At 34.1% G+C, this 17,862-nt stretch carries 19 protein-coding genes; all 19 read right to left on the bottom strand.

Annotated elements, in window-relative coordinates; genetic code table 11:
- Nucleotides 1-23: 23 nt before the first annotated feature.
- Nucleotides 24-923 carry a glycosyltransferase family 2 protein gene (locus HQN83_RS10555; protein WP_173090304.1) on the bottom strand — a complete coding sequence of 300 codons (900 nt, stop codon included), beginning with the start codon at nt 921-923 and terminating at the stop codon, nt 24-26.
- A 139-nt stretch (nt 924-1,062) separates the two neighbouring features.
- Nucleotides 1,063-2,025: a glycosyltransferase gene (locus tag HQN83_RS10550; RefSeq protein WP_173090303.1), complete on the bottom strand. Its 963-nt coding sequence runs from the start codon at nt 2,023-2,025 to the stop codon at nt 1,063-1,065.
- Nucleotides 2,018-3,166 (bottom strand): NAD-dependent epimerase/dehydratase family protein, encoded by a 1,149-nt coding sequence (locus HQN83_RS10545; protein ID WP_173090302.1) that lies wholly within the window; start codon nt 3,164-3,166, stop codon nt 2,018-2,020. The genes HQN83_RS10550 and HQN83_RS10545 overlap by 8 nt, the downstream gene beginning before the upstream one ends.
- Nucleotides 3,151-3,729, bottom strand: coding sequence for an acyltransferase (locus HQN83_RS10540; RefSeq protein ID WP_173090301.1), 579 nt, complete (start codon nt 3,727-3,729; stop codon nt 3,151-3,153). Before HQN83_RS10540 ends, HQN83_RS10545 begins: the two co-directional genes overlap by 16 nt.
- Nucleotides 3,720-4,337, bottom strand: a complete 618-nt coding sequence (locus HQN83_RS10535; RefSeq protein ID WP_173090300.1) for a CatB-related O-acetyltransferase — start codon at nt 4,335-4,337, stop codon at nt 3,720-3,722. The genes HQN83_RS10540 and HQN83_RS10535 overlap by 10 nt, the downstream gene beginning before the upstream one ends.
- A gap of 105 nt (nt 4,338-4,442) precedes the next feature.
- Nucleotides 4,443-5,969 (bottom strand): lipopolysaccharide biosynthesis protein, encoded by a 1,527-nt coding sequence (locus HQN83_RS10530; protein WP_173090299.1) that lies wholly within the window; start codon nt 5,967-5,969, stop codon nt 4,443-4,445.
- Nucleotides 5,970-6,028: 59 nt separating this feature from the next.
- A complete protein-coding gene (locus HQN83_RS10525) occupies nt 6,029-7,210 on the bottom strand; it encodes a hypothetical protein (protein ID WP_173090298.1) in 1,182 nt (393 codons plus the stop codon).
- On the bottom strand, nt 7,200-7,763 hold the full coding sequence (locus HQN83_RS25445; protein WP_173090297.1) for an acyltransferase: 564 nt from the start codon (nt 7,761-7,763) through the stop codon (nt 7,200-7,202). Before HQN83_RS25445 ends, HQN83_RS10525 begins: the two co-directional genes overlap by 11 nt.
- A gap of 6 nt (nt 7,764-7,769) precedes the next feature.
- Nucleotides 7,770-9,005 (bottom strand): N-acetyl sugar amidotransferase, encoded by a 1,236-nt coding sequence (locus tag HQN83_RS10515; RefSeq protein WP_173090296.1) that lies wholly within the window; start codon nt 9,003-9,005, stop codon nt 7,770-7,772.
- On the bottom strand, nt 9,002-9,658 hold the full coding sequence (gene hisH / locus HQN83_RS10510; protein WP_173090295.1) for an imidazole glycerol phosphate synthase subunit HisH: 657 nt from the start codon (nt 9,656-9,658) through the stop codon (nt 9,002-9,004). The genes HQN83_RS10515 and hisH overlap by 4 nt, the downstream gene beginning before the upstream one ends.
- A gap of 2 nt (nt 9,659-9,660) precedes the next feature.
- The gene (gene hisF, locus HQN83_RS10505) at nt 9,661-10,506 is read right to left on the bottom strand and encodes an imidazole glycerol phosphate synthase subunit HisF (protein WP_173090294.1); all 846 of its coding nucleotides are present in this window, start codon (nt 10,504-10,506) and stop codon (nt 9,661-9,663) included.
- A 41-nt stretch (nt 10,507-10,547) separates the two neighbouring features.
- A complete protein-coding gene (locus HQN83_RS10500) occupies nt 10,548-11,288 on the bottom strand; it encodes an oxidoreductase (RefSeq protein ID WP_173090293.1) in 741 nt (246 codons plus the stop codon).
- Complete coding sequence (locus tag HQN83_RS10495; RefSeq protein ID WP_217277373.1) at nt 11,281-12,213, bottom strand: Gfo/Idh/MocA family protein; 933 nt, start codon at nt 12,211-12,213, stop codon at nt 11,281-11,283. Before HQN83_RS10495 ends, HQN83_RS10500 begins: the two co-directional genes overlap by 8 nt.
- Entirely contained in the window at nt 12,210-12,929 is a 720-nt protein-coding gene (locus tag HQN83_RS10490) for an acylneuraminate cytidylyltransferase family protein (protein ID WP_173090292.1), read from the bottom strand. The genes HQN83_RS10495 and HQN83_RS10490 overlap by 4 nt, the downstream gene beginning before the upstream one ends.
- A 3-nt stretch (nt 12,930-12,932) precedes the next feature.
- The gene (locus HQN83_RS10485; protein WP_173090291.1) at nt 12,933-13,988 is read right to left on the bottom strand and encodes a nucleotidyltransferase family protein; all 1,056 of its coding nucleotides are present in this window, start codon (nt 13,986-13,988) and stop codon (nt 12,933-12,935) included.
- Nucleotides 13,978-15,096, bottom strand: coding sequence for a UDP-N-acetylglucosamine 2-epimerase (gene neuC, locus HQN83_RS10480; RefSeq protein ID WP_173090290.1), 1,119 nt, complete (start codon nt 15,094-15,096; stop codon nt 13,978-13,980). Before neuC ends, HQN83_RS10485 begins: the two co-directional genes overlap by 11 nt.
- Nucleotides 15,093-16,112, bottom strand: coding sequence for an N-acetylneuraminate synthase (gene neuB / locus HQN83_RS10475; protein WP_173090289.1), 1,020 nt, complete (start codon nt 16,110-16,112; stop codon nt 15,093-15,095). Before neuB ends, neuC begins: the two co-directional genes overlap by 4 nt.
- Nucleotides 16,109-16,729, bottom strand: coding sequence for an acetyltransferase (locus HQN83_RS10470; RefSeq protein WP_173090288.1), 621 nt, complete (start codon nt 16,727-16,729; stop codon nt 16,109-16,111). The genes neuB and HQN83_RS10470 overlap by 4 nt, the downstream gene beginning before the upstream one ends.
- Nucleotides 16,719-17,861, bottom strand: a complete 1,143-nt coding sequence (locus tag HQN83_RS10465; protein ID WP_173090287.1) for a LegC family aminotransferase — start codon at nt 17,859-17,861, stop codon at nt 16,719-16,721. The genes HQN83_RS10470 and HQN83_RS10465 overlap by 11 nt, the downstream gene beginning before the upstream one ends.
- Nucleotide 17,862: the final 1 nt, after the last annotated feature.

The following is a 17,862-nucleotide window of genomic DNA, read 5'->3' as shown; positions in this document are numbered from 1 at the left end:
TAATTAAGAATGTAGTTATGCGATTACTTTTTAACATTTAAGATTGCAAGTAAAGAACCAATAATAGGATTAACGAAGTATTTAATTCGAGCTTTAGTTGTAATTGCCTTTAAATAACTCTTAAATGCTTTTTGATATTCTTCATTAATATGATAGAGTCGAGCTATTCTATAATTTAAAACCTTTCGAGCGGTTTTCTGGTCTACAATTGATAATTGGGAAGAGTGTTTTTTGAAAAAAAACTTTTCCTTTTCTATATGTGACAAGCGTTGTGAAATGTTGCTACCGAGCCAATAATAGCCCAAGGGTTCTTGAATATATAGAAAGCGTTTAGTATGAAAAGTTATTCTTACCCAATAATCGAAGTCCTCAATAGCTATTAAATTTCTATCCTCAGTAATTTCTCCCACTAGATCAATGATTTCTTTTCTAACAACCACACTTGAATTTGCAATAGGATTCCCGTTAATCAGTAAATCTCGCAACATATCGCCCTCTAAAGAACGGGTTTTAAATACAGATGCCTTATCAATTTCACCTGAAGTAGTTTCACTTACCACGAATAAGTCATGGTAGATAATGTCATAATCATTTAAAAAGGGTATACATTTCTCCAATTTATCACTTCGCCACCAATCGTCAGAATCTAAAAAGCACAACCAATCCCCTGATGATTCTTTTATACCATTGTTTCGTGGTCGTGCTGGACCTCCCCAATTTGCCTCATATATATATTTAAGCTGTAGCTTATCTTCAAATTGATTGATAATCTCATTCGTTTCGTCGGTAGAACCATCATCGCAAACAATAACTTCAAAATCCCTATATGTTTGACTACATAAAGAATCCAAACATCGCTTTAGCAACAAAGCCCGATTATACGTTGGAATGATTATTGAAAATTTGAACTTATTGTGTTTCATGATAGTATAAAATTAATAATGCCGCAAAATTTTCCTTAGTTCATCTAATTAGATATATCTAAGTTCAATAGTACGCAAAATTATTTTTTGGTTTGAATGAGAGCCGTTAGTCAAAACTAACAGCCAAGATACTTATAAATTACAATCTTCTAGCTAAAAACGATCTCATCTTATATATGAATCCTAAAAAGAGATACCAGATATTAAATTTTGTAAATTTGCTTGTTTCTTTAACTGTACTTGGGAACCCCTTTAACCAAGCAACTTTTCCCTCATTGAAATAAGATAAAAAGATAGCTCCAGCGCCGATTTCAAACTCTTTCCTTTCTTTTCCGGAAATTTCATACTCCTTTATATGATTGTAGAATACTTCATAAAGTTCCAGAATTTGCTTCTTAATTTTGATAGTACTTCTAATGGTTGTATTATGTTGTCTGAAATTATTTAGAAGAGTCGTTGTATAATAAAAGTCACAATTTTCAGATAAAGCTAGCCAAAAAGCCCAATCTGCAACAACCAAATATTTCGCTGACAATCTGCCCACTTTTTCGTAGAGGGCCTTTCTAATTATTGCAGCACTTAAATTAGGTATTACGCATGATTTAGATAGAAAAGTCCGCATTTGTTTCCCTAAGATCCTATTATCAGAACTGAAAGCTTTTTTAAAAGCAATTTCTCTCACATCAAAATCGGTTCCCAGGACAGTCCCATTCTCGTCGATCATATTACTCCTACAAAAACTCACCCCAATATCTTCATATTTTAGTAAGGGCGCCATTAGCCTATCTACCTGGTTTGGCTCTGCAAAATCATCACATTGTGCAAATAATAAATATTCACCTTTTGCTAAAGATGCCCCCAAATTACTTGCCTTCACATAACTTCCAGAGTTTTTAGTTGAAAGATTTAAATGAACATTTACATGATGTTCGTACCGCTTCAAAATTTCTTGACTGCCATCTGTAGAAAAATCATCAATAATAATGATTTCTATATTAGGATAAGTCTGACTAATTAAACTGTCTAAAGCTTGTTCAAGAAATTCTTTATGGTTGTAACTCGTAAAGACAATGCTTACTAAAGGGAGTATTGGACTATACATTAAGTAACCCCTTTTCTTTTAGTTCCCCTAAAGATCGTTTATAATCACTTGTATTAGACGGAATATCTTTTTGTTCGAGTACCCAAGCTAAAAATTGGTGTAAACCTTTTTTAAAGGACCAGTCTGGTTGAAAGTTAATTATTTGTTTCGCCAATTTAAGGTCAGCATAATTGTGTCTGATATCGCCTTCTCTAAATGCACCAGAAATCTTAATTACAGAGGAGCTTTTTAGAAAGTCAACTATTTCCTCTGCCACTTCTATAACAGAAACGGGTACACCGCTGCCCACATTTAAAATATATTGTCCTGTAATATTTTGATCCAAACATTTTATAGTTGCTTTTACTACATCATCTATATAGACAAAATCTCTACTTTCCAATCCATCTTCAAAAATATTTATTTCTTCATTTTGCAGAGCTAGACGGGAAAAAATAGATAAAATACCCGTATACGGATTTTTTAAAGATTGCCCAGGACCGTAAACATTTTGATACCTTAATGCAAAACCATTTATTCCTTTCAGCCTGCATGCTAAAATTACCATTTGCTCCTGAACTTGCTTGGTAATACCGTAAAAAGAAGAGGGGTGTATAGCAGAATCTTCGTCTGTTGCCATTAATTCGAGATCGAAGTTGCCCGAAATGGGGCAGCTTACATCAAAACTCTCTTTAATATCTTGATAGGTTCTACCATTAGGATAAACATTACCAAAGGCTTTAGAATTATATTTACCTTCACCGTAAATAGATCTTGATGAAGCCACTACTACGGTTTGTATCGCGTGTTTTTCATTTATTATATATTCGCACAAATTTGCAGTGGCCTGGATATTAATATTGGTATAATGCGCTATATTATACATGGATTGTCCAGTGCCCGTTTCTGCTGCATAATGAATAACGGCATGTTGATCTTGAAGTGCTGCATACAAAACTTCCGGATCAGCAACATCACCATATATTAATTTTACCCGACCTTTTAAGTCTTCAGAAAGCTCATTTTTATCTCCGTGGATTTGGGGCAAAAAATTGTCCAAAATACTTACTTCATACCCATTCTGCAAAAGGTTACGTGCAACGTTTGAACCAATGAAACCAGCTCCACCTGTAATCAATATTTTCTTTATATCTTTTCCCATTCTTTTGATTGAAAGTTATATTTTTTAATAATTCTAGCCGGAGACCCGACAGCTACACAATAATCGGGCAGGGGCCTATTTACAACTGAATTTGCGCCAATTACACAATTCTTTCCTATACTCACTCCAATTACACAAACGTTTTCTCCCAACCATGTTCCGTCACCAATCGTAATTGCAGGAAATTGTTTTATAGATTGCTTAAGTACTGGCACATTTATATCCTCATAATTATGCTGATTGTCTGCTATATAAACTTTATCAGCAGTGAGCACATTTTTACCTATTATAATTTCTCCGGTGGCATAAATATGATTAAAATGTCCAATTATGGTTCCGTCACCAATTGTTAGTTTACATTTATGAGCACCGGTTAACGGCACGGCAGCTAACCAAGTTAACCTTTGGATAATAACATTATTTCCAATGCTTATATTTTGCTTTCCCTCTATCCGCAACAGCTTCTGTACCCTTGCACTTGGGGCCAAAAATGCAAAACTTTTAGAGTTTATCAAATAATAAGCTTTATAATAAATGTAGTCATAAACTTTTTTTATAAACATTTCAAATAATTTATAAATTCATCGCTATTCCTCATCATATGTCCATTTTTTTCAAACCAATCTTCAGGATAATTCCACCACTCGCTCTTTTCTAAAAGTGAAATCGTCGGGGCATCAAAACGATATTTAATATGTTTTGATGGTACACCGCCAACAACAGAATAAGGTTCGATATTTTTAACCACGACCGCCCCCGCAGCTATAATTGCACCATTTCCAATTTTAACTCCATCTAAGATCACTACATTTTGTCCAATCCAAACATCATTACCAATTTCAGTTTGTTTATTAGCTTCAAAACTATCGACTTTACAATAGGTTTTAACGAGTGGGGTATTCTTTAAAAAAAATGCTGGATGTGTACTAATACCATCGGTTCTGTGGAGGCCAGGGCCAATGGTCACATTTGAGGCAATGCTACAATATTTACCAATCTTAGCGTTTAAGACATTCGAATTCTTTTGAATGTAGGTATGTGAATCTATTATAGAATTGCCAACATTAGTATGATTAAAAATCACATTGTATTTCCCCAATTTAGAGTTATAAACCAAAGAGCCATTGTAAAATCTAGATGTTGGATTTTCAGTCTGATTTTTTGCTAACAAAAAACATCTTTTCAAACTATACAACCCACTCAAAAAAAAATTTGAAACTAATTTTAGTATAAAACTAACCATAATTTAGATTACCATGTTATTGCGTTCAGACATTTATAAAAATTTATCGGTTGCTTTTTTGTAAATGCTATTTATAAATAGTTTATAAGGATTAGAAACAAAGTAAACCACCGTCAAACCTATCACAACTACTATACCAATATAGCTAAAGTAAAGAAGCAAACTGGCCTTATTATGTTCAACAGGCCAAAATGACCTCGAGAAATAAATCAAAGCAATTACAGTTACACAAGCTGGAATAATTGGAATAAATACTTTTTTGAAAAACTTCAAAAAGGTGGTATTAAAGAAATAAACCACATAAACAATATATACAATTGCCTCGACAAAAAATGCAATGAACTTAAAATAAGCAAAAGCTTCTAGCTTTAAAAATGGGTAGGTAATTAGTATACCTAACCAGTAAATAAATGGTTGCAACGCACTAGTAAAGTATAATGCTTTTACTCGCTCGTTAGAAATGATTAAAATTCCAGCTGGATAGGTTATAAAACTAAGCAAATAACTCATTAACATAACTTGGGCAAGCTGTACAGAACCTTCGTATCCAGAGCCAACCCAAGTTAAAATAAAATTCTTAATTGTAAAAACAACACTCAATACTGGCAAAACTGTTATTGGGATGAAAACAATCAAAACTTTAAAAAAGAAATCTTTTAAACCATCATAATCCTTTACTCCAATAAAGTGATTGAATTTTGCAATAAAGGGCGAAAAAAAAACACCAAATACGGTTCTAAAATAAGTCATTATTGTTAAGGCTATAGCGAATATTGCTACTGCGTTAGGTCCTAAAAATTTGGCTATGACAAAAGTATCTAACTCATAATACAAAATCCAGCTAAATGTTAAAAAAAGGGATGTATAGGCTAGTTTCTTAGTTTTTTGATATTGCTCCTTTGATAGTCTTATAGACTTAAACAATAAATTCAAATCATATTTTAAAAATTTCTTAGCAACTAAAAGCCCAACAATAACTGCACATACTGTGCAAATTTGTGAGAATAAAAAATATTCTACAATTAAATATTTACCCCCTCCAAAAAAGAAAAAAACAGATAGCACTTTAACTAAATTGGAAACGATTAATATTCGTTGAAATTTATAATCTTGTAGCCTTACACCGAATATGATTTGAAGAATTCTTTGAAGAACGAAAACCGGGCAAAAAAATGCCAAAATTAACAACAGATCTCTGGCAATTGAGATTTCTCTCTCATTAGTAAGATTGCTTACGAGTACCCATGGTGATATAGAGATTAGGAGAATACCGATACCATATAATACTATAAACAAAAGAAAAACCATTGCGGCAAAACCAATCACCTTGATTTCTTCAACGATATTTTTTTGAGCAAAACTTTCGGATGCATATTTCATAGCCGCGCTCAAAAAACCAAAGTCAGCATAAGAGATAAATAAATAGGCGGAAGTAACTATGGCATAAATCCCATAAAGAGGCTGATTTGAAGATATGTATGGAGTAACCACAAATACCGCAGCAAAATTAAACAATATTGAAACAACTTGCCAGAAATATATTTTTAAAAAATTGTTCATTATTTATCTTTATGCTTCAGAAGCTTGTCCTCATTTGAAAAATAAGACAAGAAATGCATTTATCTTGCAAGATATTGTTTTAAAAAGTCTATGAAGACGTCCTTACTTAATTTATTTTCAGTCTCACAAGAAGTTTGAAATTTATTCCTGTACTTTTGATAATTCTCAACAGGGAGTTCTTCTATTAAATTAATTGGATTATTTTTATCGAACCATTGTAAATTACAACCTAAAAAATCAGCAAAATTTGCAGAATTTCTATGTACCATATTTATTTCGTTATATATATTCTTTGACGTAATAAAATGCAGTCTTTTATTAAAAGAAATGGCATAATTTATAGAGGTAGTATCATGGGCTAATACAAAATAAGAGTGCTCAGTAAGCTGTGAGGTTTGCTCAAAAAACACCTTGCGTCCGTTAAAAAAATCTTCATTTTTGTATCTAACTGCTTTAGGATGTGCAGCAATGATTACAGGCATTCCAAATTGCTCCTCTACTCGGTCAAAGTATTTATTTAACTCGGGATAATACTGTTTTTCGGATACATTTTTTATACCAAAAAGTAAAGTATCTGGATGTAAAGGTAAATATTCATCTAAAAACAATATATAATCATGATCTATAATACGCTTGGATCCTTTAAGCATTAAAAAATTATCATAATCATCACTATTTACCTTAATAACCTCCGCTTTAGAAACATCATTTTCATTAATTATGCCGATCCCTTTCCATCCTTCCGTTCCGCCTAGGAACATAATATCGTACAGTTTGATACGCCCATTTTCTTTCCCTCTAATTATACTTCTTGTATTTAAGAATCTTTTAACTTTTTCAAACGATATATTTCTTATAGAACAATAAATTGACTTACTATTTTGAGCAGGCAATGGCAACATATTTCTTCCAAAGACAGCCAGTATACAATTGTACTTAGTAAACATCTTATACAATTTTAATACCCGACCTTCAAATGTCATGATAGAAACAAATAGTTTATCAGCTAAGGGTTGCACTTTTACTATTGCCTCTTCTACCTCATCATATGTGTCAAATTTTATTGTATTAGTTAGAAATGAGGAATCTTCTTGATCATAACTATGTTTAAAAAATAAAGCACTTACATCCCAATACTCTATATCGATACCTGCCTTTTCCACTTCATCCATATAAAAATCTTTATACACCTTTGCAGTAAGTGGAATATATCTTATATAGATGATTTTATTAAATCTCATTTCTATTTTTTATTGATTTTATTACTCTAGCTGGATTACCTACAGCAACAGCAAAATTTGGAATTGATTTTGTAACAATAGAACCGGCACCTATCACAGCATTTTCACCAACAGTAACTCCCGGTAAAATTATAACGTTAGCACCTATCCAGCATCCCTTTTTTAGGACTACTTTAAGGGCTTGGGCATGACCTTGGTCGATTATGGGTAAGTCAGGATTGTCAAAACGATGATTTTCAACATAAATATGGACACCACAACCTATTAAAACATCATCTTCAATCAATATCGATTCTCTAAGAGTTTCCGTCTCACCATGTAACATAGTACCTGGGCGAATAACAACTCTATTTCCAATCGATATTTGAGAACAACCGATAGCATAGGCTCCTGGTCTAAAATCAGCAGTATCCGCAAAAAAATTAAATTTCCTTTTGCAAAGTTTTAACATTTTGCTTTTCAGAAACAATCTCCAATAGGTACCATAAATATCTGGGCCAATACGATCCGTATTAGCCCAAAATTTAAGTTTATCACGTAGCTCTATTAGCATGAAATATTAATCGTCTAATCCTTTGCCTGCCACATTATGCCTCAGTTTCCACTCACCATTTTCATCCCTGCCCCATAAATGTGGCGATCTGAACTTATCACATAATTCATGAAAATATTCTGGCTTCATATCTAGATACCCCATTATTTCATCAAAATAACGATCTGGAAATTCTCCATCAAATCTATTCACCAAAGCAACACCTTCTTCTCTAGTGACATGTTTATTTCTAATCTCTTGTGATGCATCATAGGTGGCTCTACCAATACCAAATTTAATAAATGTAGTGAAGAAATGTAAATCATCTATCTTATCATCAATTCCACTATACTTACTATACGTTCCTTGAGTTCTGTGGGGCCTGGCTTTAAATCCAGTATTTTCAACAGCATAATAATAAACTTCTTGCGGAGTCCATTTCAAATAATATCCTAAATAATGAACCTCTACATTTGCTTTTTCTAATTCCGCTACCGTCGGCGGGAAGTAAGACATTAAATCGCTAAGTCTTATTTCATATTTCTCCATTAAGTCCTTAACTGAAACCCCAGCCAAATATATCTCATCCAAATGCTCAAAACTATAGTAGGATTTATCACGTAACGAGCTGGTGTTATCAGCTAATGGATTTCCGTATTCGGCTTCATTTTCTCCGTAAAAAATTAAGTTGATACCATATCTTGCTGCAATCTTTGGTGCAAGATTTTTCTGTCCTAAAATAAAGGTTTGAAATGGATGTAATAAATTTTCTATTGAAAGTTTCGTCAATAGCTTCATAACTTTACCATTTCTATAGAAAGATACGTTGTCAAAACCGCTATCTAGCCAATTTTTCCAATTTTTTAAACCATAATCTGTATACAAAATTGGCGGCCAAGTACAAGTAAGGGGATTCATACCATACTTGTATTTCAAAACATGGGCTTGGTAAGCGCTGTCTTTACCACCACTACCTGGAACCAAACAATCATATGATCCATCATTTTTCCTATGCTTGTCTAAGAGTTTCACTAACTCTTCCTCACGCATTCCCCAGTTAATATTATCTTTTATTTCCGCAGTTCTACAAGCATCACAAACGCCATGCTCATCAAAATTCATGGTTGTTTTTTTACTATCCTTTGTATGCTTAAATTCGATTGTTGATGTGGGTCTCTGATTCGACATTACGCAAATTTTACAGAATTTCACCTCTGTAGGTAATCCATAAAATGCTTCCAGTTCTTGTTTTTCACTCATCATATTAAATTATAATTTTTAGCCCAGTTTCTATATATTGACAAACCTTTTTCTCCACTTTTCTCCGGGTGGAATTGTGTTGCGAATAAGTTCCTATCTAAGATAGACGAACAAAACTCTATCCCATCATAGTCGGTTAATGTTAAAATACAATCATTTAATGTAGGTTTGACGTAATAAGAATGAATAAAATACATGAATTCATCTTTCTGTAACTCAGTTAATGGCGTTTTATCCCACTCTTGGCTCGAAGAATAAATTTTATTCCACGCAATTTGTGGAACTTTCACTTTCTTGCCGTTTAATTCTTCAGGAAATCGCTTAATCATACCTGGTATTAAATCTAAACCGTTTCCAGCACCAAATTCCTCACTTTCGGTAAAAAGTAGTTGCTGTCCTAAACAAATTCCAAATATTGGTGTACTATTGTTAACTGTATCTTTTATCGCATCTATTAAATCTAATTTTTTAAGATTATTCATTGCTTCAATAAAAGCTCCAACTCCTGGTAATATAAGAGCATCCGCGTCTAAAATATCCTTTTTTAGAGAACTAATTTCTGCATTTATACCAACAGTATCACAAGCCTGTTTTACACTAAATAAATTTCCCAACTGGTAATCAATTATGACCACTTTTCTTTTAGTACTTTCCATTACTATAATCTACATTCAATTTGATGATCAATCAATACATGTTTTAAATGCTGGATACTGCAAGCTTCAAACGTATGAAAATTTCTTTTTTGCTTCAAAAACTCGACATTCCCTTCAAGAGATGAAGCTGTTGATTCATTTTCCTTTATAAAATCATAATGAAATAGGGAAGAAATCATCACTGCGTCTGCTTTAGCTTTTTGCAATACATCCACCACCTGACTAGGTTTTCCTGCTCCACCATGAGCAATAACAGGACAACTTACCAAGCTGTTAACTTTAGAAACTAACTCTAAGTCATACCCTTGACCGGTCCCTTCTTTATCTACAGAAGTAATTACAATTTCGCCAGCCCCGAGTTCATCGGCTTTTTGAGCCCAATCAAAAACGTCTACTCCTGTATACTCTCTTCCATTATCAGTATAGGCCAAATATTTACCTTCGCCTTCTTTAATTGCTTCTATAGCGACTACAATCGTAGATGAACCGAACATTCTTGAGGCTTCTCTGATTAAACTAGGGTTTTTAATAACCGCTGTATTCAAACAAACTTTATCTGCACCTGCTCTAAGAACATCTTTTATATCTGAAATTGTCCTTAATCCTCCTCCAACAGTAATTGGAATAAAAATCCTCTTTGCAGTTTCTGAAATAATATCATGAAGACTATTTCTTTCATACAAAGAAGCAACGACATCCATAAACATCAACTCATCTGCTCCTTGCTCATAATAGAACTTTGCGAAGTCTGAAGGTTTCCCCAACACTCTTAGTCCCTCCAAATGAATACCTTTAACCAAATTAGGACCTTTAATATCAAGACGGGGAATTATTCTAACTGTTTTCATTTATTTATCTTTTCGCTCCAATGAGCTTGTATTGAATTTATTTAAATTGAAGTCCAACCACCATCAATAGCAATGTTTTGTCCTGTAATATACTTTGCTTCATCTGACAACAAAAATACAATTGCTGGAGATATATCTTCTGGCAATCCCATTCTTCGCATTGGAACTTTTTGATTATAATTTTCCACAAAAATAGAATTTTGATTGTCAAATATACCACCTGGAGAAACTGTATTTACTCTGATATTATTTGGCCCAAGATAAGAGGCCAGATATCTAGTGAAATTCACCAGACCGCCCTTGATAGCAGAATAAGCAGCAGGCATAGTCATTGTAGTTCCATTATAAACCGTAAAATCAGGCCCAACAATGCCATATACTGACGACATAGTAATGATTGATCCACTTTTCTGTTTTATCATCAATTTGGAGACTTGTTGTGTAAAGAAAAAGTAGCTGTTCAATTGCCAATCAACATTCTGTTGCCACGATTGGTAATTTATATCTTCAAATTTATTTCCCCAATCGGATGTTCGAGGATAAGCGTTATTTACAAGTCCATCTATTCTCTTATATTTTGAAATAACGGTTTCAATGCATTCCAAAACAGACGATTCTTTAGTAATATCACCTTTGATACGTGACAGATCAACTGTCGATTCATGATTAATATCTACATTAATGCAAAAGCCACCTTCAGCAATAATTTTGTCGATAATGTCTCTACCCAACAGGCCATTTCCACCCGTTACAATAATGATCTTGTCTTTTAATCTATTCATCGGACAAACAAGTTTTAAGCGTTTCTAAAGATTCTGCGAAAGAATTCATTGGCTTCTGATTATTTACTAAACAATTTATAAAATACTCCATCTGAGCTTTGTAAGTATCTCCAATAACAAAATCATTATCCCTATTGTAGACCATTTCACCTGTACTACTAACGATAGAATTCTTCAGAAGGTCAATGCTCCAGGTTTCATTCTCAAACAAAATCTCTATGCTGCGTTTGGAATCTCTTCTAAAATAGTTCAATATCAAACTTATCGTAAATTGATTATAGTCTAAAACATAATTAGCATAATCGAAAGATTTTATGTTCAATGAGGACTTACTTGTCTTAATGCAGCAAACAGAAAATGGTTTACCAAAAATCCAATGTATATAATCAAATTCATGAAATAAATCCAAATGCACACCTCCACCCATTTCAGGATTTGCACTATAAATTCTTTTGTAATTCTGTCCAGGTCTCCAATCGGGTAAATACGATCCACAATAAACATTTACTTCATTAATACGTTTATCTGGATTTTCTAAAACAAAACGATTGAGAAATTCGATACAGGGATGAAAACGAAGATTACAGGCCACATAAGTCATAACCTCGCTACCCGCGATCTTCTTATTCAGTTCCTCTCCTTCTCGCAAATTAGCCAATGGAGGTTTTTCAATAAAAAGGGGGATTCCCCATTCAGACAAATCCCGAACATATTGAGCATGGAGATTTGTAGGATTTGAAATTATAGCAAAATCGACTGATGCTATCAAATCATTTAAATTGTAAACACTGGTTACGCCTTCCAAATCCTCTCCAGCTATTCCAGAGCGTAAAGCATAAATCTTAAAATCCCTATTTAATGAACGTAATGCTACGATATGCTTCTTTGCAATAGATCCAAGCCCAATGATCAAGATATTCATCATACGATATCTATCTTTCCCTCCAAGATTAAATATTCAAGAAATTCAAAATCGATAGGATGATCCAAATCAAAACAGATATGATCCATTTTGTAGATTAAAGATTTATCAGTGATAGGTGATTTCAAATCCAAATCAAAAAATGATCTTCTGTACCAATAGAACGAAGCGTTCAAATCATAAACTGCAGGAGCTTTCTGCCTACTCATTACCGAACCGTCTGATGATTTCTTAATAAGATCATAATAACCAGTGCCCTTATCTTCTACCATATTAAAATAAGGATTTCTCGAGGCTGGATTAACCGAGAATAACGTCAAGGCATTTTTATCGCTTTCAATCATTCTGAATGCGACTTCAAGATCATCAAACGTTCTCAAAGGAGATGTTAAGTCCAGATCCAGAACATAATCGTACTTATCCTTTAATAGTGATTCCTCATAAAGCAATAAATCTTTGATCGTATCAATTTTACCAGCAGTATCCGATGCAAGTTCAATTGGCCTAATATATGTAGTAAACAATCCTTTTTTTTCTGCAGCAGCTTTTATAGCTGTATCATCGGTAGACAACGCTATTCGACAACTATATTTTTCAACAAAACGATTAGCTATATCAATTGTATAATCAATGAGAGGTTTCCCCGCAAGAGGCTTAATATTTTTACCAGGTATTCCTTTGGATCCTCCTCTGGCACAAAGTGTAATTAGAATTCTCAATTTTTACAATTTTATATGTTTAATATCTTCCTGAGCTTTAATTAAATCATTATGTTTTCCAATATCTAGCCAATATCCTAATAGAGGATAATGAACTAAAGAACGCTTAATATCTGCTATAATGTTATCCATTAAATCCGTTGCATTAAAAAACTGACCTTTTTCAAAAGAGTTCTTTAATTCGAACTTCATTAGATAAATTCCTGCATTTGAATAATAAGTATAGCTAGGCTTTTCAGAGAATGAAGATATCAAATGTCCTGAAGTTTCCAACACAGCATATGGTATATTCACATGATATGGTACACTTGCCAAAGCCATAGTTGCACCATTGATCTTATAAAAATTGTAAAAATCCTCAAAATCAATATTGGTTAACAAATCAGAATTCATTACCAAAATATCCTCATGTTCAATTGAATGAATCAAACCTAATGCTCCTATTGTTCCCAGTGGTTCGGTCTCTTCAATATATTGTATATGAATACCCTTGGCATCACCATTCCCAAAATAATCAATGATCTGATCTTTCAGATATTTTACACTTATAAATATGTCTTTTATTCCATAAGCAATTAACCTATCAATATTATGTTCAATTATTGGCTTGTCTCCAACCTTGAGCATTGGTTTTGGGGTAACTTCGGTTAAGGGTCTTAAACGTTCCCCACGTCCACCAGCCATGATTAATGCTGCCAGCGGAAGCTGGGTTCTTAGTTTTTTCAGATCAAGCACATCTAGCAGATGATAATTATCATCAATAAGTGGTATAAGGTGTATTTCAGCCTCTCTATATGATCTGATTAATTCCAAATTATTATCGGATTTTTTCAAGAATTTAAAATTGGTATTCATAAAAAGCTGAATTGGCTCAGATATCTCTAAACCGTTCAATAGACCCCTTCTAATGTCTCCATCTGTTAAGGCTCCAACCAACCTATTGACATCATCCACAACAAACAAGGTCCGGCTTACATTGTCTCCTAAAATATCCAAGGATTTTAAGGCAATCCGGGTTGGATGATTATAATTGACAATATGTTGAGTTCTATTTTGCATGTGATGCTAGTTTTTTTAAGATTTTTATAAGTTCGTTAGCGGAATTCTCTTTATAATATATATTACCACCTTCATAAGGTTCACTTATTTCGATTTTTTCAATAGCTCGTTGTATATCCTCTTTAATTAAAGGAACATTGATAACATTATCGCCAAAGGCTCTCCCTTTCTGTCTGTCTCCAAGATTAATCACATATTTCCCAAATGAAGCCGCTTCGATAATTCCACTGGAAGTATTACCCATTAAAAAAGAACAGTATTTCATCGCAGTAAAATAACTTTGGGAACCTAAATTCTCAATCAAAAAAACTTTATCATTTCCTTTCAATCTATCAATTAATATATTTCTTACTTTACTGCCCGCTGTATCTGCATTTGGCATTGTAATCAAAAGTTGATAATCTGTGCTGTGTTCAATAACGGAAACAAGTTCATTTGTATAATAAACGTTCTGATCTGCATTAACCGTCTCAGGATGGAAAGTTGTCAGTATCGTTTTGATAGAAAGATCTATTCCCCATTTTCGCTGGAACTCTTTGATACTCAAGAGATCCATATCTGTGATGTTCTCAAGGCTTAAAGCACCGATTTGATAAATGTGCTCATGGGAATTTATAATGGTACCTACACGATTTGCGTAATGTGCTGTAGCCACAAAATGATACTGAGAAGCGAGCGTTATTGCATGCCGAAACACATTATCAATTGCGCCAAGAGTTGTTTCCCCGCCGTGCAAATGGGCGAAAGGAATATTAAAAGGAATACCAGCAGTAACAGCAGCGAACATTTCATATCTGTCTCCAAGGCAAAACACCAAATCAAAATCAGCAGCGTATTGTGCCCAGAAGCTAGCAAACTTAACAGTAGTCAAACCAATTGCTGTAGAGATTGATTCAGCACTATCTGACAAAAGCATAGATTCAATTTTGTACTTTACTTTAAAACCTTTTTCGGTAATTTGTTCGATAGTTTCACCATGAAGGGTTGACAAATGTGTTCCAAAAGCAATGATCTCTAGTTCGAAAAAATGATCATCCCGCAGCCTTCTAAGTAGAGGGAGGTAAATACCGAAATCAGCTCTTGAGCTTGTCAAAACACCTATTCTCATATCAATTGAATTAAATCATCTGCTTCAAAATCTTCCATTGCAATCTTACCTATAAGATCATCCCACTTCATTGGGGAGATACCATCACCCGGACGCTTAACTGTTAGATTGTTTTCTGAAAATACGTCCCCCTTATTTATATTTGTTTTCGCTACAATACTTTTTCTTGCAATAGCGATATTCTTCATCTCGGACTCCGAAGGTTCTTTTAATCCTGAACCTGAAATAGCCCGCTCAATATTACGAATTGCCAAGGTCATGGCTTTAAGTTCTTCGGGCTCTAAGGAAGCTTTATGATCAGGGCCCTCCATATTTTTATCCAATGTAAAATGTTTTTCAATCATCACAGCTCCTAAAGCAACCGCAGCAATTGGAATCTCAATCCCCAATGTATGATCAGAATAACCAATGGAAGTTTTAAATTCCTTTCCGATATGTAACATCGCCAACAGGTTCACATCCCTCATCGGTGTAGGATATTCCGTATTACAATGCAATATTGTAATGCTCTCTTTTGCAATTCCATGGTTAATAAAAACAGCAACTGCGTCTTCTATTTCACTTAAGGTAGCCATTCCCGTTGAAATAATGACTTTCCTAAATAAATCAGCAGCCTTTCTCAGGTAAGGAAGATTAGTGATTTCTCCTGATGGTATTTTAACCATATCCATGCCTATTTTTGACAGGTATTCCAGAGAATCTAAATCAAACGCGGTGGAAAAGAATTTAATATTTTTCGAATTGCAATACGCGATAATCTTTTCGTGATCATCTTCAGAAAGTTCAAGCTTCTGAAGCATTTGCAATTGCGATTCAGTACTATTTTTAGTATTTTCTATTTGATATTCAGCTTTCTTTGCCTTTACGGAAACTAAATTAGTTGCTTTAAAGGTTTGAAATTTAACATAATCTACACCGGCATCAACTGCCGCATCAACAAGGCGAAAGGCATTTCTCAAACTTCCATTATGATTAACTCCTGCTTCTGCAATAATTATGACACTTTCCTTTTTCATATCATTCTACCTGGATTACCAACAATTTTTTTATGATCTGCAATGTCCTTCAATATAACCGATCCAGCTCCAATGATCACATTTGAACCAATTTTAACCCCTTGCTTTATCACGGAATTTGCACCTATAAATGTGAAATCACCAACTTCTACATTCCCCGCAAGCACTGCTCCAGGCGCAATGTGAACTGCGTTTCCGATCTTACATTCGTGTTCAACTATACATCCGGTATTCAAAATGCAAAAATCACCAATACTTGCTAAAGGGTTAACTGCAGCACGTTTAGAAATAAAATTCCCTATGCCCATTTCAACATAACTTGAAATCAACGCATCTGGATGAACAACATTTAAGAGCTCTTTTTTATTTGCCAAAACCCGGAGTGCTATCGCATTCCTAATCTGATTATCTCCAACGCCTAAAATGAACTTATAGTCCTCTTTCCATCCAATAAAATCTTTATCCCCATCAAAGCCAAGATATTTCAGTTTAAATGGATTTCTTTCTGTTTCAAATCTTTCGCAATAAAATTCTAAGGACAAGCCGACCATATGGGCTGCATCGGCTACAACAAAGCCATGACCTGAATATCCTATGATGCCAATTCTATCGAACACTACTTGGTATGTTTACAATTCGCTCTTCCAAAAACTCCGCATTTGTCTGACCGTCGCGTTGGCAATGCAAGTACATTGGTAAGCGGTACATTAGTTGCCAGATAGGACGTGTCATTACTTTATTTTCATTAGTTTCCTTCAAGAAAAGATCTCTTTCTGCTTTATTCTCCAGCTCTACACACATCAACCAGTAGTTCACCTTTGTATCAGGAAGCTCTGTTCTAAAATTCACTCCTTGTTCAGCAAAAAATTTGCTATATATATCTGCCAATTCTCTTTTACTTCCTAACATAAATGGGAGTTGCTCTAATTGGGCACATGCTAATGAAGCATTTAAATTGGGCATTCTATAATTGTATCCCAATTCATCATGGTAGAACTCATAAGGATGAGGCCTCTTAGCAGTAGTTGTTAAGTGCTTTGCTCTTCTTCCAATCTCAAGATCGTTGGATACAATGGCACCGCCACCTCCACAGGTAATGGTTTTATTACCATTAAAAGAGAATATTCCCAACTTACCAAAGCTTCCAGTACTTTTCCCTTTGTATTCACTTCCAAGAGATTCGGCAGCATCTTCTACTAATGGAATATTCCATTTATTGCAAACTGCAATCAGTTCATCTAAATGGACGGGAAAGCCAAAAGTATGCATCGGCAAGCAAGCAGCAATCTTTCTGCCACTTATTTTATTATAACAGACATCGTCTCTAAGCTCTGCATATTCGTCTAAAAATGCATCAACTGCTTTTGGAGACAAGCCCATTGTATCAAGGTCAACATCAACGAAAACTGGTATTGCCGCATTATAAGCAATTGCGTTAGCAGTGGCAACAAAAGTTAGCGCCTGGGTAATTACCTCATCTCCCTGTTCAACACCGGCAAGTCGAAGAGCCACCTGCAAAGCAGCTGTCCCATTCACAACAGCAATTGCTTTCTGTGTACCAGTCGATAATTGCATCATTTCTTCAAAACGATCTACATATGCACCTACTGAGGAAACAAAAGTAGAATCAATCGTATCTAATAGATATTTTTTTTCATTGCCCCTAAATTTTGGTTCATGCAATGGAATAAACTCCTTTGTACTATAAGAATTTTGAATAAACGCGATAATATCCTTCAGATTTTTCATA

This window comes from Pedobacter foliorum, from assembly GCF_013266735.1.
Classification (GTDB): domain Bacteria; phylum Bacteroidota; class Bacteroidia; order Sphingobacteriales; family Sphingobacteriaceae; genus Pedobacter; species Pedobacter foliorum.
This window is presented reverse-complemented; position numbering and strand designations above follow the sequence as displayed.